The 13614-nt window shown below is 66.5% G+C and carries 13 protein-coding genes; 8 read left to right on the top strand and 5 right to left on the bottom strand.

Annotated elements, in window-relative coordinates:
- Nucleotides 1-19 precede the first annotated feature (19 nt).
- From BMW66_RS02765 to BMW66_RS02790, 6 genes are all read left to right on the top strand, one after another.
- Nucleotides 20-1099: an ABC transporter ATP-binding protein gene (locus BMW66_RS02765; protein ID WP_093115151.1), complete on the top strand. Its 1080-nt coding sequence runs from the start codon at nucleotides 20-22 to the stop codon at nucleotides 1097-1099.
- Between the two features lies 1 nt (nucleotide 1100).
- Nucleotides 1101-2438, top strand: coding sequence for an aminotransferase family protein (locus tag BMW66_RS02770; protein ID WP_093115153.1), 1338 nt, complete (start codon nucleotides 1101-1103; stop codon nucleotides 2436-2438).
- Nucleotide 2439: 1 nt separating this feature from the next.
- Nucleotides 2440-3366: a 3,5-dioxohexanoate:acetyl-CoA acetone transferase gene (gene kce, locus BMW66_RS02775; protein ID WP_093115155.1), complete on the top strand. Its 927-nt coding sequence runs from the start codon at nucleotides 2440-2442 to the stop codon at nucleotides 3364-3366.
- A 61-nt stretch (nucleotides 3367-3427) separates the two neighbouring features.
- Nucleotides 3428-4453, top strand: a complete 1026-nt coding sequence (locus BMW66_RS02780) for a histone deacetylase family protein (RefSeq protein ID WP_093115157.1) — start codon at nucleotides 3428-3430, stop codon at nucleotides 4451-4453.
- A complete protein-coding gene (locus BMW66_RS02785; RefSeq protein ID WP_093115159.1) occupies nucleotides 4450-5553 on the top strand; it encodes an NAD(P)/FAD-dependent oxidoreductase in 1104 nt (367 codons plus the stop codon). Before BMW66_RS02780 ends, BMW66_RS02785 begins: the two co-directional genes overlap by 4 nt.
- A gap of 13 nt (nucleotides 5554-5566) precedes the next feature.
- Entirely contained in the window at nucleotides 5567-5914 is a 348-nt protein-coding gene (locus tag BMW66_RS02790; RefSeq protein WP_093115161.1) for a RidA family protein, read from the top strand.
- Between the two features lie 214 nt (nucleotides 5915-6128).
- Here the strand turns inward: BMW66_RS02790 and nadC are convergent, their stop codons facing one another.
- The 3 genes from nadC to BMW66_RS02805 form a co-directional block, all read right to left on the bottom strand.
- On the bottom strand, nucleotides 6129-6983 hold the full coding sequence (gene nadC / locus BMW66_RS02795; RefSeq protein ID WP_093115163.1) for a carboxylating nicotinate-nucleotide diphosphorylase: 855 nt from the start codon (nucleotides 6981-6983) through the stop codon (nucleotides 6129-6131).
- Nucleotides 6984-7058: 75 nt separating this feature from the next.
- On the bottom strand, nucleotides 7059-8096 hold the full coding sequence (nadA, locus tag BMW66_RS02800; protein ID WP_093115165.1) for a quinolinate synthase NadA: 1038 nt from the start codon (nucleotides 8094-8096) through the stop codon (nucleotides 7059-7061).
- A gap of 183 nt (nucleotides 8097-8279) precedes the next feature.
- Nucleotides 8280-8891 carry a response regulator transcription factor gene (locus BMW66_RS02805; protein ID WP_093115167.1) on the bottom strand — a complete coding sequence of 204 codons (612 nt, stop codon included), beginning with the start codon at nucleotides 8889-8891 and terminating at the stop codon, nucleotides 8280-8282.
- Between the two features lie 197 nt (nucleotides 8892-9088).
- On the opposite strand from BMW66_RS02805, the gene BMW66_RS02810 reads away from it, so the two are divergent.
- The gene (locus BMW66_RS02810) at nucleotides 9089-9613 is read left to right on the top strand and encodes a putative pterin-binding protein (RefSeq protein WP_093115169.1); all 525 of its coding nucleotides are present in this window, start codon (nucleotides 9089-9091) and stop codon (nucleotides 9611-9613) included.
- A 49-nt stretch (nucleotides 9614-9662) separates the two neighbouring features.
- A complete protein-coding gene (locus tag BMW66_RS02815; RefSeq protein WP_093115171.1) occupies nucleotides 9663-12209 on the top strand; it encodes a hybrid sensor histidine kinase/response regulator in 2547 nt (848 codons plus the stop codon).
- A 91-nt stretch (nucleotides 12210-12300) separates the two neighbouring features.
- Here BMW66_RS02815 and BMW66_RS02820 read toward each other — a convergent pair whose 3' ends face one another.
- Both BMW66_RS02820 and BMW66_RS02825 read right to left on the bottom strand, forming a co-directional pair.
- Entirely contained in the window at nucleotides 12301-12939 is a 639-nt protein-coding gene (locus tag BMW66_RS02820) for a ChrR family anti-sigma-E factor (RefSeq protein ID WP_093115173.1), read from the bottom strand.
- Complete coding sequence (locus BMW66_RS02825; RefSeq protein WP_093115175.1) at nucleotides 12936-13583, bottom strand: sigma-70 family RNA polymerase sigma factor; 648 nt, start codon at nucleotides 13581-13583, stop codon at nucleotides 12936-12938. The genes BMW66_RS02820 and BMW66_RS02825 overlap by 4 nt, the downstream gene beginning before the upstream one ends.
- Nucleotides 13584-13614 lie beyond the last annotated feature (31 nt).

Here is a 13614-nt window from a genome sequence, read left to right on the forward strand (position 1 = left end):
GACAAACGGATCAGGCGGCATGAGTTCGGTTCACCTCAAGAATATCGTCAAGCGCTTCGGCACCTTTACCGCGGTGCACAAGACCTCTCTGGAGATCCCCGAGGGCGCTTTCGTCACGCTGCTCGGTCCGTCGGGCTGCGGCAAGACCACCAACCTGCGCATGATCGCCGGGCTTCTCGATCCGACAGAAGGCGAGATCCTGATTGGCGGCAAGCGCGTGAACGAGGTGCCGATCCACAAGCGCAACCTCGGGATCGTGTTCCAGAGCTATGCGCTCTTTCCGCACAAGACCGTGGCCGAAAACGTGGCTTTCGGCCTGAAATACCGCGACGTTTCGAAAACCGAAATCACAGAGCGGGTTCAGTCCGCGCTTGATCTGGTGCAACTTCCGGATGTCGGCGCGCGCTACCCCAAGGAACTTTCCGGCGGCCAGCAGCAGCGCATCGCGCTGGCGCGTTCCATCGTGATCAACCCCGATGTCCTTCTGCTTGATGAGCCGCTCTCGGCACTCGACGCCAACCTGCGCGAGGATATGCGCGTGGAGCTTAAACGCATTCAAGACCAGATCGGCGTGACCACCGTTTTCGTGACCCATGATCAGTCCGAGGCGCTGGCCCTGTCCGATCAGATCGTGGTGATGAGTGCGGGCCGGGTCGAACAGGTCGGCACGCCCGAGGAGGTCTACAACAAGCCCACTTCGGAGTTCGTCGCCAATTTCCTTGGCGCCTCCAACATCCTTTCGGCGCGCTGCACCGGCAAGACTGCCGAGACGGTCACGCTCGATGTGCCGCTCTTCGGAACAGTCCCCGTGCCCGCCGACAAGGCCGCGCTGATCGACGGAGAAGGCCCGGTCAAGCTCGTCCTGCGGGCGGAAAAGCTTCTGCTGACCCCGCGCGGCACCGACATTGGCGATGCGAACACCGCAGAAGCGACGGTGGAAACCGTGGACTATCAGGGTCAGACCGTGCGCTATTTCGTGCGCTCCGGAGACACGCAGCTTCAGGCGATCAACATGATCGACGGCCATCCGTTTGCCGAAGGCGACAGCGTGACACTGGCTTTCCGCCCGAAGGATTGCGCCGCGTTGCCGGAGGGCTGATATGAGCCATCTTTTCTATCAGGGACGGGGCCGCAAGCCGGTCCTGGAGCAGGCGCGCGGTGTCTACATGTGGGACCGCGAGGGCAACCGCTATCTCGACGGCTCGTCCGGGGCGATGGTCTGCAATATCGGCCATTCCAACGAAAACGTGCTCACCGCCATGCGCCGGCAGATGGAGAAATCCACCTTCGGCTACCGCCTGCATTTCGAGACAGAAGCGTCCGAGCGGTTGGCGGCGAAACTGGCCGGGCTCATGCCCGCCGGGCTGTCGAAGGTGTTTTTCGTCTCCGGCGGCTCCGAAGCCGTCGAAAGCGCCTTGAAGCTCGCCCGCCAGCACGCGCTGGCCACCGGGCAGGACAGCCGCTGGAAGGTGATCAGCCGCACGCCCTCCTATCACGGCTGCACACTCGGGGCGCTGGCGGTCACCGACTATGATCCGCTGTCGCGCCCCTTTGCGCCGATGATGCGCGAGATGCCGAAGATCCCCGCCCCGCGCGCCTATCTCGACGGGCTGGACCCGGACGACCCCGAAACCGGGCGCCACTATGCCGACATGCTAGCCGCGAAGATCGAAGCGGAAGGCCCCGAAACCGTGCTGGCCTTCATCGTGGAGCCAGTGGGCGGCGCCTCCACGGGCGCGCTCGTTCCGCCTGCGGGCTATATGGAGCGGCTCAGAGAGATCTGCGACCACTACGGCATCCTGCTCATCATGGATGAGGTGATGACCGGCGCGGGCCGCACCGGGGCCTTTCTGGGGTGCGCGCATTGGGGCGCGAGGCCGGACATCGTGGTGATGTCCAAGGGGCTCGGTGCGGGCTATGTGCCGCTTGGGGCGATGATCGCCGATGAACGACTGGTGGAGCCGGTACTCGATGCCGGGGGGTTCGCACACGGGTTCACCTATGCCGGCAACCCGCTCGCCTGCGCCGCCGGTCTTGCCGTGGTCGAAGAAATCGAATCGCAGGGGCTTTGCGCCAATGCCGCTCGGATGGGCGAGAAACTGAAGGCCCGACTTCAGGCGCTGATGCAACGGCACGAGCTGATCGGGGACGTGCGCGGCAAGGGGCTCTTGCTGGCGTTCGAATTCATGGCCGACCGCACAACCAAGGCCCCCCTGCCCCGCGCGCTCAATGCCCATGACCGTTTCGTGCGCATCGCCTATGAGCGTGGCCTTATCGTCTATTCGCGCCGCACCCGCGACGGGATCGAGGGCGATCATATCCTCGTCTGCCCGCCGCTCATCGTGAACGACACCCATCTCGATGAAATCATGGAGGGGCTCGACGCCTCGCTGGCGCAATTCACCGCCGAAATCCGGCCGGAACTCAAGGCAGGGTAACATGTCGAAGATCCTGATCACCTGCGCCATCACCGGCTCCATCCACACGCCGTCCATGTCGCCCTATCTGCCTGTCACGGCAGATGAAATCACCGAACACGCCCTCGGCGCGGCCGAGGCGGGGGCAGCGATCCTGCACCTTCATGCACGCGATCCGGCCACCGGGCAGCCCTCCGCCGCGCCAGAGCATTTCATGGCCTTCCTGCCCCGCATCAAGCAGGCCAGCGACGCGGTGCTCAACATCTCGACCGGCGGCAGCGCGGTGATGACGCTCGACGACCGACTCGCCGCCCCGAAACGGGCAGAGCCCGAGATGTGCTCGCTCAACATGGGCACGATGAATTTCGCGCTCTACCCTGCGGCCGAGCGGATCACCGAGTGGAAACACGATTGGGAAAAGCCGTTTCTGGAGAATTCCGACGATCTGGTGTTCAAGAATACCCCGCGCGACATGACCCGCATCCTGACCGAAATGGGGGTGGAGCGCGGCGCCCGGTTCGAGTTCGAATGCTATGACGTGAGCCACCTCTACATGCTGCGCCATTTCGCGGACCGGGGGCTTGTGAAGCCGCCGTTCTTCATTCAGTTCGTCTTTGGCGTGCTGGGCGGGATCGGCCCGGACCCCGAAAACCTGATGCATATGAAGCTGATCGCGGACAAGCTCTTCGGCGACAATTACATGTTCTCGGTTCTGGCCGCCGGTCGGCACCAGACCCCCCTTGTCACCATGTCGGCGGCCATGGGCGGGCATGTGCGCGTGGGGCTGGAGGACAGCCTGATGATCGCACGCGGGCAGCTGGCGAAGACCAACGCCGAGCAGGTCGTCAAGATCCGCCGCATCGTCGAGGATCTGGGCCGCGAGGTCGTGGACGCGACCGAAGCGCGCGCCATGCTTGGTCTGAAGGGCGCGGACCGAACGGCGATCTGACCCGCCGCGCGGGCACGACACAACACTGATCGAGGCCGGATCACGGCCCACGGAGACAATGATGAAAGCGGTATTCGACGAACGCCAATGGGCCCATGACCCCAAGCATTTCATGGCCAACGGGACGATGCTTCCCAACCCCGAGCAGCCCCGCCGGATAGAGGTTCTCAAGTCTGGGGCAGAGGCGGCGGGATGCACCTTCGACGCGCCCCGCGATGCCGGGCTTGGCCCGATCGCAGCGCTTCACTCCGCCGAGTACCTTGTTTTCCTTGAGAATATCTACACCCGTTGGCGCCGGATCGAGGGCGGCGGCGAAGAGGTCATCCCCAATATTCACCCCGCGCGCCGCACCGACAGCTATCCCAAATCGGCGGTGGGGCAGGCCGGGTTTCATCAGGCCGACACCGCCTGCCCGATCTCGCGAGGCACATGGGAAGCGGCCTATTGGTCGGCCCAGAGCGCCATCACCGGCGCCGATCTCCTTGCTGGCGGAGAGCGCGCGGCCTATGCCCTGTCGCGCCCGCCGGGGCATCACGCCTTCGGCGATCTGGCGGGGGGCTTTTGCTTTCTCAACAACTCCGGCATCGCCGCCGAACGGCTCCGCACGGCGGGGTTGCGGCCCGCGATCCTTGATGTCGACGTGCATCACGGCAACGGCACGCAGGGCATCTTCTATGATCGGGACGACGTGCTGACCGTCTCCATCCACGCCGATCCGGCGCGCTTCTACCCGTTCTTCTGGGGCCACGCCCACGAACGCGGCGAGGGGCGAGGGCTGGGCTACAACCTCAACCTGCCGCTGGCGCGCGGGACCAATGACGCTGACTACCTCAAGACGCTGGAGGGAGCGCTGGCGCGGGTGCGGGCCTTCGGGGCGGAGGTTCTCGTTGTGGCGCTCGGGCTTGATGCCTCTATCGACGACCCGTTTCAGGGGCTCGCGGTCACGCAGGACGGCTTCACCCGCATCGGCGCGGCCATCGCGGCGACCGGGCTGCCGGTCCTCTTCGTGCAGGAGGGCGGCTATCTCAGCGATACGCTGGGCAAGAATTTGACCTGTGTTCTCAATGGCTTTCAGGGGGGGGCATGAGCACGGCGGATGTCATCGTCATCGGCGGCGGGATCGCCGGGGTCAGCGCCGCCGCGCGCATCGCGGATCACGCGCGTGTCGTGGTTCTCGAAACCGAGGCCCAGCCCGGCTACCACGCCACCGGGCGCTCGGCCGCGATCTTCATCCGCAATTACGGCAATGCCACGCTGCGGGCGCTGAATGCGGCCTCCGCGCCGTTTCTCGAAGATCCCGGCGAGATGGCCGAAGGCAGCCTTCTGAGTCCGCGCGGCGAGATGCTGATTGCCCAGGACGATGAGCTTGACGCGCTGGAGGAATATGCCGCCGGGGCGACGGGGCTGGAGCGGTTGACCGCCGCGCAGGCCGTGGAGCTGGTGCCGATCCTGCGGCCCGAGAAAATCGCCGCCGCCGCCATCGAACGCGACGCGCAGGACATCGACGTGGACCGCCTGTTGCAGGCGTTTGCCCGGCGTCTCAAGGCACTCGGGGGCGAGATTGTCACAGGTGCGGAAGTGCAAGAAATATTATACGAATCAACGGCATGGCGTGTCGAAACACAGGCCGGGACATGGACGGCGCCGGTGTTGATCAACGCCGCTGGCGCGTGGGCCGACAAGGTGGCGGCGCTCGCGGGGGTGCCGCCTTTGGGGCTGCAACCGATGCGGCGATCGGCGGCCCTGCTGCCCGCGCCGGAGGGGTATGAGATCGCGCATTGGCCGCTTTTCGCCTCGGCCAGCGAGCGGTGGTATGCCAAACCCGACGCGGGCAAGCTTCTGGTCAGCCCGGCGGACGAGGACCCGGTGGAGCCGCATGACGCATGGGCCGACGACATGGTGCTGGCCGAAGGGCTTTATCGCTATGAGCAGGCGGTGACGGTGCCTGTCACACGCATGGAACATTCATGGGCTGGTCTGCGGACCTTTGCCCCCGACCGCACCCCCGTCGTGGGCTTCGACCCCATGGCAGAGGGGTTCTTCTGGCTGGCCGGACAGGGCGGCTACGGGGTGCAGACGGCCCCGGCGATGGCCGATCTGGCCGCCGCGCTCTGCCTGCGCCAGACACCGGATCTTCCCCCCGAAACCGTCGCGGCACTGGCGCCGGTCCGGTTCCGAACTTTGTGAAAAGGACAATGAAATGAGTAAGATAACCAGAGCGCACACCGGCACCCGGATGAGCCAGATCACCACCCACGGCGACACGATCTATCTGGCCGGGCAGGTCGGCACGGCGGGCGAAAGCGTGGCGCAACAGACCCGCGATTGCCTTGACAAGATCGAGATCCTTCTCGCCGAGGCGGGCAGTGACAAGACCCGGCTTCTGCAATGCACCATCTGGCTGGCCGACATGGCCGATTTCGAAGAGATGAACGCGGTCTGGGATGCCTGGGTGCCCGAGGGTCACGCGCCGACGCGGGCCTGCGGGGAGGCCAGGCTCGCCACGCCGGACTACAAGGTGGAATTCATCGTCGTGGCGGCGCGCTAGACTGATTTGGGCGAATCAGGGTTAACGCCCTGAAATCGCTAAAAAACCGCTTTCGGTAAAACGTCGGTATTTTGTCGGTATTACGTCGGTGCCGATTTTCGTGGGCGGGCCCCTCGGGGCGCTTTTAACAGGGCGGGCGTTGCGGTGAAGGGGCGCGCGCAGATCGCCCCCGATCTGTTCGGGGCGGGGACGTCACGCCGTTGAGGGGCGCGCCCTAGAAATCCAGTCCCAGATCGAGCGTGCGCGCCGAATGGGTCAGCGCCCCGACAGAGATGTAATCGACCCCCGTCGCGGCGACCTCCGCGATACGCTCCAGCGCCATGTTGCCCGAGGCCTCGGTCACGAGATGGCCGCGCGCCATCTGCACCGCGCGGCGCAGCGTGTCGCTGTCCATGTTGTCGAGCAGCACGACATCGGCGCCGCCCACCTCCATCACCTGCGCGAGTTGATCGAGGCGGTCCACCTCGATCTCCACCCGCATCATGTGGCTGGCGTGGGCCTTCGCCGCCTCTAGCACCGCGCGTACGCCGCCCGCTGCGGCGATATGGTTGTCCTTGATCAGGATCGCGTCCGACAGGCTGAAGCGGTGATTGAACCCGCCGCCATGCAGCACCGCCTGCTTCTCGGCGATGCGCAGGCCCGGCGTCGTCTTGCGGGTGCAGGTGATGCGCGCCGCCGTGCCCCGCGTTTCGGCCACGAAACGGGCGGTGAGCGTGGCAACCCCCGAAAGCCGCCCCGCGAAATTAAGCGCCACGCGCTCCGCGCTGAGGATCGACGCCGCCGCGCCCGAAACCTCCATCAGCGTATCGCCCGGGCCGCAGGGGCTGCCATCGGGCAGGCGGGTGTCGATCCGCAATTCCGGGTCCACAAGGCGAAACGCCAGCGCCGCGACCTGCATCCCCGACACCACGCCCCCCTCGCGCGCATTGAGCCGCGCGGCATAGGCGGTGCCCTCGGGGATCACGCTGCGGGTGGTGACATCGCCATACTGGCCCAGATCCTCGGTCAGTGCGGCGCGCACCATCGGCTCAAGGATCAGGTCGGGAACGGGGGGAACGGGCTGTGCCATGGCACCTCTTTCACAATGCGGGTCGCGTGACGCACCCGGCCCGCGCCGAATGGCGGCGCACGGTCCGTGGCCGGGTCAACGCGACAGGTCGATCATGCGCTGCACGGCACTGCGGGCCTTTTCGGCCACCTGCGGCGCAACGATGACCTCTTCGGACATGGTGTGAAGCGACCAGAGGATTTTCTCCAGCGTGATCTTCTTCATGTAGGGGCACATGTTGCACGGCTTGGCGAACTCCACCTCCGGCAGCTCGTCGGCGATGTTGGAGGCCATCGAGCATTCGGTGACGAGCATCGCCTCCTTGGGGTGATGCTTGTGCACCCAGTCCACGATCCCGCGGGTGGAGCCGGTGTAGTCGGCCTCGGCCACAACTTCGGGGGTGCATTCGGGGTGCGCGATGATCGCCACGTCGGGGTGATATTCGCGGTAGGCGCGCAGATCCTCGGCGGTGTAAAGCTCATGCACGATGCACGATCCGTCCCAGTACACGACGGTCTTGGAGGATTGATTGGCGACATTCTGCGCGAGGTATTTGTCGGGTGTCATGATCACCATGTCGCTGTCCTGCGCCTCGACGATCGCAAGCGCGTTGGCCGAGGTGCAGCAGATGTCGGAGGCCGCCTTCACCTCCGCGGTGGTGTTGACATAGGACACGACCGGCGCGCCGGGGTATTTCGCGCGCATCTCGGCCACGCCTTCGGCGGTGATCGATTCCGCCAGAGAGCAGCCGGCCTGCATATCGGGGATCAGGACGGTCTTCGACGGATTCAGGATCTTGGAGGTTTCGGCCATGAAATGCACGCCGCATTGCACGATCACATCGCCCTGCACGCGCGTCGCCTCGATCGCCAGTTGCAGGCTGTCGCCCACCACGTCGGCCACCCCGTGATAAATCTCGGGCGTCATGTAGTTGTGTCCGAGGATCACCGCGCTGCGCTCTTGCTTGAGCGCGTTGATCGCGGCGACATAGGGCGCATGAATGGCCCAGTCGGACGGCGGCACAACGCGGTCCATCCGCGCGTAGATGTCGGACATGGACTCGGCCAGGTCAATCGAGGGGGCCAGATCATAGGCATCGTGCAGCGACGCCCGCATCGTGGTCACATCAAGCAAGGCGATCTCCTCCAGATCAGCGGTACCGCGGCGCTATAGCCCATTTGCCGCGCGGGTTCCAGCGCTTGCGGCGAGGCCGGAAACAGGCGGAAACGATGATCCTTCTTTCCTGAAAACAGAGGGATTTTTTCCCGCGCCCGAGAGCGGCATAAAAACGGATCGGCCCGGCCCGCAGAGAGCGGATCAGAACAGGCCGGCGTCCCGCGCGCTCAGCGCGGCCTGCGTGCGGTTGCGCGCACCAAGCTTGCGGCACAGCGTGCGCACATGCAGCTTGATCGTGACCTCCTGAAGATCAAGCTCAAGCGCGATTTCCTTGTTGGACATCCCCCGGCACAGGCCCGAAAGCACCTCTGTCTCGCGCCGCGAAAGCTGCGCGGCGGCGGGGTTCTGTTCGGCCGCGGCCGCGTGCATCAGCGCGGGCGGCACGAAAATCTCCCCCGAGGCCATGAAGCGCACCGCGTTGATCAGGCTGCGCGCGCCCATCGACTTGGGCAGAAACCCCGCCGCCCCGGCGTTCACCGCGTCCTGGGCCACCGAATTGGCCGCGGTGCCGGACAGGATGGCCACCGGAACGCCCGGATGGGCACGCAGGATCTCCGCAAGCCCGTGCAGCCCGCTCATCCCCGGCATGTTGTAGTCCAGAAGCACCAGATCGAAAGGCCCCTCCTCGGACAGAAGGTGCATTGCCCCAGCGAGCGTGCCGGCATGGCACACCTCTGCGAAATCCTCCGCCGCCAGATAGGCGGACAGCGTATCGCGCACCAATTCGTGATCGTCCGCAAGTAAAATGCGCATGTCGATTGGGTAATGCTCCGGCAACAATGTACCGCGCACCTTATCGGAGAGGTTCACGCTTGGCGAGGGCGCTTTTGCCGCATCCCGGCAAGGTTTCGCTTGGCATCCGAAACGGCGGGCGGTTAGACCTAGGCGCCACCGGCCGCCGGATGCCCCCCGAGGGCGACCGGCCGCGCCTGGGGACGAGAGGATGAGAGATGCTGACGACACCGGACCGGACCTTCCGCCGCCTGCTTTATGCCCCCCTTGTCGGGGCCATCCTTGTTCAGGGCGCTCCGCTGCACGCCGATGGGGCCGAAGGTGCCCCCATTCTGACGGTGACGGGCCAGATCGACCCACCGGACACGGACCTCCCGGTGACATTCGACCTTGAGGCCCTGCGCGCCCTGCCCACCCGGCGCGTGGAGACCACGACCATCTGGTCCGAGGGCGTTCAGCGCTTCGACGGCGTGGGCCTCGACGTTCTGGCGCAAGAGATGGGCGCGACGGGCCGGGCGGTCAGGGCCTCTGCGGTCAATGACTATTCCGTCACCATTCCGATGGCCGATGCCACGCCGGACGGGCCGATCGTCGCCTACCTGCGGAACGGCAAGACCATGAGCCTGCGCGACAAGGGGCCGCTCTGGATCATCTACCCCTACGATTCCGACACGCGCTATCAGACGGAGGTGGTCTATTCGCGCAGCATCTGGCAACTGGACCGTCTCGACTTCGTGGATTAATCTGCCCGCCTGACCGGCAGCGGGCCCGGCAGCGGACGGGGGATGCGCGATGCGGCGCGGCCATAAACTCAGACAGATCGCCGCCGCGGGCGTCATCGTGGTGCTGCTTGTCGCCATCGCGAGCCTTGCATGGGACATGGCGGCCCGGGTGCATTCGCTCAAGACGGCGGAATCGGACAACAGATACTGGTCACTGGCGCAGGCCGAGGTGGAATTCATGCGCTTCGGCCAGACGCTCCTCACCGGCGCCGGCCCCGATGACGCGGCCCTGCTGGATGACCTGCGCCGGCGGTATGACATCTTCTACAGTCGCATTGCCACCCTGCGCGAAAGCTCCGCCTACGCGGCGATGCGGCAACAGCCGCAATTCCGGGCATCGCTCGACCGGGTCGAGCAGTTTCTCGCGGACACCGTGCCGCTGATCGACCGGCCCGACGCGGGGCTGCGCGCCGCCCTGCCCGATCTGGCCGCAGAGGCCGGGGCGCTTGCGCCGGTGGTGCGCGATCTGGCGTTGCAGGGCACGACACATTCCGCGGCCCGCGCGGATGAGAGCCGCCTGCGCATCCTGCGGCTGATGACGATGCTGGCGGTGCTGATCACCGGGCTCGTGGCGCTTTTGCTGGCGTTTTTGGCCGCGCTGCTGCGGCTTTACCGAAAGGCGCAGCGCGCCTCGGCGGCGAACCGGCGCGCCCGCTCGCGGCTGGAGGCGATGGTTCTCTCCTCGCTCGACGCGATCCTCGTGGTGGACCGCAAGGGCCGGATCATCGACTACGACGGCGCGGCGGAGGCGCTGTTCGGCTACACCCGCGCCGAAGTGCTGAACCGCGATGTGTCGATCCTCGCCCCCCCGTCCGATGATCCCGCGTCAGCGTCCGGCGGGGCGGACCGGCGTATCGGCGGCGCGGCCTTTTCCGCCGACACGCACGGGCGCCTGTCGCTGACCGCGCGGCACAGATCGGGGCGCGATTTCCCGGTGGAGATTTCGGTCTGTGCCGCCACGGGCGCGGACGGGCCGATCCACGTGGCCTATGTCCGCGACATATCAGAGCGCAAGGCCACCGAAGCGGCGCTTCGCAAGGCGCGGGACGACGCCCGAAGCGAAGAGCGCGCGAAGGCCAATCTTCTGGCGGTCATGAGCCATGAAATCCGCACGCCGCTCAACGGTATTCTCGGCACCATCGGGCTGCTGCGCGACACCGGGCTGACACCCGAGCAAGAGCGCCTGACCGATGCGATGCAGATTTCCGGCGATCTTCTGGCCCATCATGTCAGCGATGTGCTCGACCTGTCCCGGCTCGACGCAGAGGAAAGCCCCGGCACGCGGACCACCTTTGAATTGCGCCCGCTGCTGGTGCGGCTGATCGACAGTCAGCAAGCCACCGCGCAGGCCGCGGGCAACCGCCTGACACTCAGCGCCTGCCCGGATGGGACGGTCGGCTGGGTGCAGGGCGATCCATGGCGGCTTCAGAAGGCGCTTCTCAACCTGATCGGCAATGCCATCAAGTTCACCCGCAACGGCGAGATCACCCTCGCGGCGCAGATCGTGGGCCCCGGGGGGCACCTGCGCTTCAGCGTGGCCGACACCGGGATCGGGATTCCGCCCGACAGCCTTGAGTGCATCTTCGAGGATTTCGTGACCCTCGATACCGCCTATGACCGCGAAAGCACGGGCACCGGGCTCGGCCTTGGCATCACGCGGCGGCTGGTGCAGTCGATGGGCGGACGGATCGCCGCCGAAAGCCATCCCGGCGAGGGCAGCCGCTTCTGGATGGACCTGCCCCTGCCCGCCGTGCCGCCGCCCGGGGCCGCCCCGGCGGCCGGGCCGGAGGCCACGGGCGCGCCCGCCGGGTTCGACATCCTCGTGGTGGAGGACAACGAGATCAACCGCCTCGTGGTGCACAGGATGCTGCGCAAGGCCGGGCACCGCGTGACCGAGGCCACCGATGGCGCGCGCGGTGTGGCGCTGGCCGGCGCGCAGCGGTATGACCTGATCTTCATGGATATTTCCATGCCCGGGCTGGACGGGCTGGAGGCGACCCGCGCGCTGCGTGCGCAGGGCGCCTGCCGCGATGTGCCGGTGGTCGCGCTGACCGCCCACGCCCTGCCCGGCGACCGCGCCCGCATCCGCGAGGCCGGGATCGACGAGATCCTCGTCAAACCCTTCGATACGGCGCAGCTTCGCGGCATCGTCCGGCGCCTCACCGGCGCCAGCGATGGGCCAGCCGCGGACACGGTGCGCCCCGACCCGCAGGATCAGGTGCTCGATACCGGGGTGTTCGGCGACATGCTCGACACGCTCGGCCCCGACCACACGCTGCGCCACCTGCGGCGATTCACACAGGAATTCGAAGGCTATCTGAGCGGGCTGGGGGCCGGTAACGCGCCCTGCCGCGATGAAACCCACCGGCTTGCCGGATCGGCGGCGGTTCTGGGGCTGCGCGGACTGCACCGGCAACTTGAACACACCGAGAGCATGACGCGGCAGAACCGCCTCGCCGATCCCCGCACCCTTGCCGAATCCCTTTCCCGGCACTGGCGACAGGCCAACGCGGCCCTGCGCGCGCAATGGCCCCACGAGGCGGATCCGGCGTTGTGAGCGCCCGCATCTCTGGCAGGTCCAGCCCATCATCCTTGTCCAGACACTCCCGCCGGCGGCTCCGCCGCGCGGGCGGCCGCGCGGTGCGTTCTCAGATGCGGAACACCGGCTGCAACAGGCGCGGGATCATGCCGCTGAAGCGCAGCGGCGCATCGGTGGCCGCAAGGCAGATGCACGGCGAGTCGATCCCGGCAAGCGGGGTATGCTCCACCGCCTCGTCGGCCACTTCCACGTCGCCGACGCCGAACCGCCCGCCCTCGTCCGAGAAACTGCCCTGAAGCACCAGTGTCAATTCCAGCCCGTTGTGGCTGTGATCGGGCACCGCCTGACCGGCGGGAATATAGAGAAGGCGCAGGCTGCCCTCCTTGCCGCGCCACAGGATCGACTGCCGCGCGCCCATCCCGATGGAGCGCCAGCGCGGCCCGTCCCCCGGCACCATGTCCGCCAGCGGCGCGGGATAGATGCCGCGCGGCTTCGGGGCGGCCGGCTCTTCGGGCGCGGGCTCGTCGAGCATGGCGAATAGCCCCGCGCGCATGGCGTCCGACACCGGCGCGTCCTCCAGCGACTCCAGCACCGCGCCGCCCAGCGCCAGATGCGTCTCATGGCGCGCGCGGCACTCGTCACACATGGAGATATGCGTCGCCACCACCACGGCAAACGGCTGCGGCAGATTTCCGGCCACATAGGCCGCCATCATCGGCTCGGGGATATGATGCTGCGGGGCTGTCATGACTGTCTGAGGTCTTTCAATTCGTGCCTGAGCCGTTCAAGCCCGAGGCGGATACGCGATTTGATCGTGCCAAGCGGAAGGCCGGTCGTCTCGGTGATCTCCTTGTGGCTCAACTCACCGAGGTAGGCTTTCTCGATCATCTCGCGCTGCGACTGCGGCAGGGTATCCAGCGCCGCGCGCAGGCGCGCCGCCTCCTGGTCCATGGCCATGATCTCCGCCGGCTGCTCGGCGGGCGGCTCGTCGATCTTCAGCTCCTCGGGCAGCGGGCGATAATCGCGCCGAGCGATGTCGATCATCCGGTTGCGCGCGATCCGGTAGATCCAGCCCGACGCCTGCGAGCGGTGGGCGTCGAACTGCGCCGCCTTGCGCCAGACCGAAAGCATCGCGTCCTGCACGATATCCTCGGCCTGCGCCGCCGGGGTGCCCGAGCGCATCACCATGGCCTTGAGTTTCGGTGCGTAAATATCGAACAATTGTGCGAATGCCTGCTTGTCGCGCCGGTCGCGAACTGCGATCAGCAACTCTGTTTCCGGTGCATGCTGCAACTTGTTCAATGCCTCACTGGCCTCTTCCGCCGCGCGAGGACGCGCGGCCTGCCGGTGGCCCTGCATGATGCCGGGCCGGGATTCCACGAACTGCAACATACCCCTTTTACGGCCCGTCCCGTCAACCGGA

The sequence above is a fragment of the Salinihabitans flavidus genome, from assembly GCF_900110425.1.
In the GTDB taxonomy this organism is placed as follows: Bacteria; Pseudomonadota; Alphaproteobacteria; order Rhodobacterales; family Rhodobacteraceae; genus Salinihabitans; species Salinihabitans flavidus.

Coding starts and splice junctions, on each gene's coding strand:
- BMW66_RS02765 (WP_093115151.1), top strand. CDS start 20: ATGAGTTCGGTTCACCTCAAGAATATCGTCAAGCGCTTCGGCACCTTT.
- BMW66_RS02770 (WP_093115153.1), top strand. CDS start 1,101: ATGAGCCATCTTTTCTATCAGGGACGGGGCCGCAAGCCGGTCCTGGAG.
- kce (WP_093115155.1), top strand. CDS start 2,440: ATGTCGAAGATCCTGATCACCTGCGCCATCACCGGCTCCATCCACACG.
- BMW66_RS02780 (WP_093115157.1), top strand. CDS start 3,428: ATGAAAGCGGTATTCGACGAACGCCAATGGGCCCATGACCCCAAGCAT.
- BMW66_RS02785 (WP_093115159.1), top strand. CDS start 4,450: ATGAGCACGGCGGATGTCATCGTCATCGGCGGCGGGATCGCCGGGGTC.
- BMW66_RS02790 (WP_093115161.1), top strand. CDS start 5,567: ATGAGTAAGATAACCAGAGCGCACACCGGCACCCGGATGAGCCAGATC.
- nadC (WP_093115163.1), bottom strand. CDS start 6,983: ATGGCACAGCCCGTTCCCCCCGTTCCCGACCTGATCCTTGAGCCGATG.
- BMW66_RS02805 (WP_093115167.1), bottom strand. CDS start 8,891: ATGCGCATTTTACTTGCGGACGATCACGAATTGGTGCGCGATACGCTG.
- BMW66_RS02810 (WP_093115169.1), top strand. CDS start 9,089: ATGCTGACGACACCGGACCGGACCTTCCGCCGCCTGCTTTATGCCCCC.
- BMW66_RS02815 (WP_093115171.1), top strand. CDS start 9,663: ATGCGGCGCGGCCATAAACTCAGACAGATCGCCGCCGCGGGCGTCATC.
- BMW66_RS02820 (WP_093115173.1), bottom strand. CDS start 12,939: ATGACAGCCCCGCAGCATCATATCCCCGAGCCGATGATGGCGGCCTAT.
- BMW66_RS02825 (WP_093115175.1), bottom strand. CDS start 13,583: ATGTTGCAGTTCGTGGAATCCCGGCCCGGCATCATGCAGGGCCACCGG.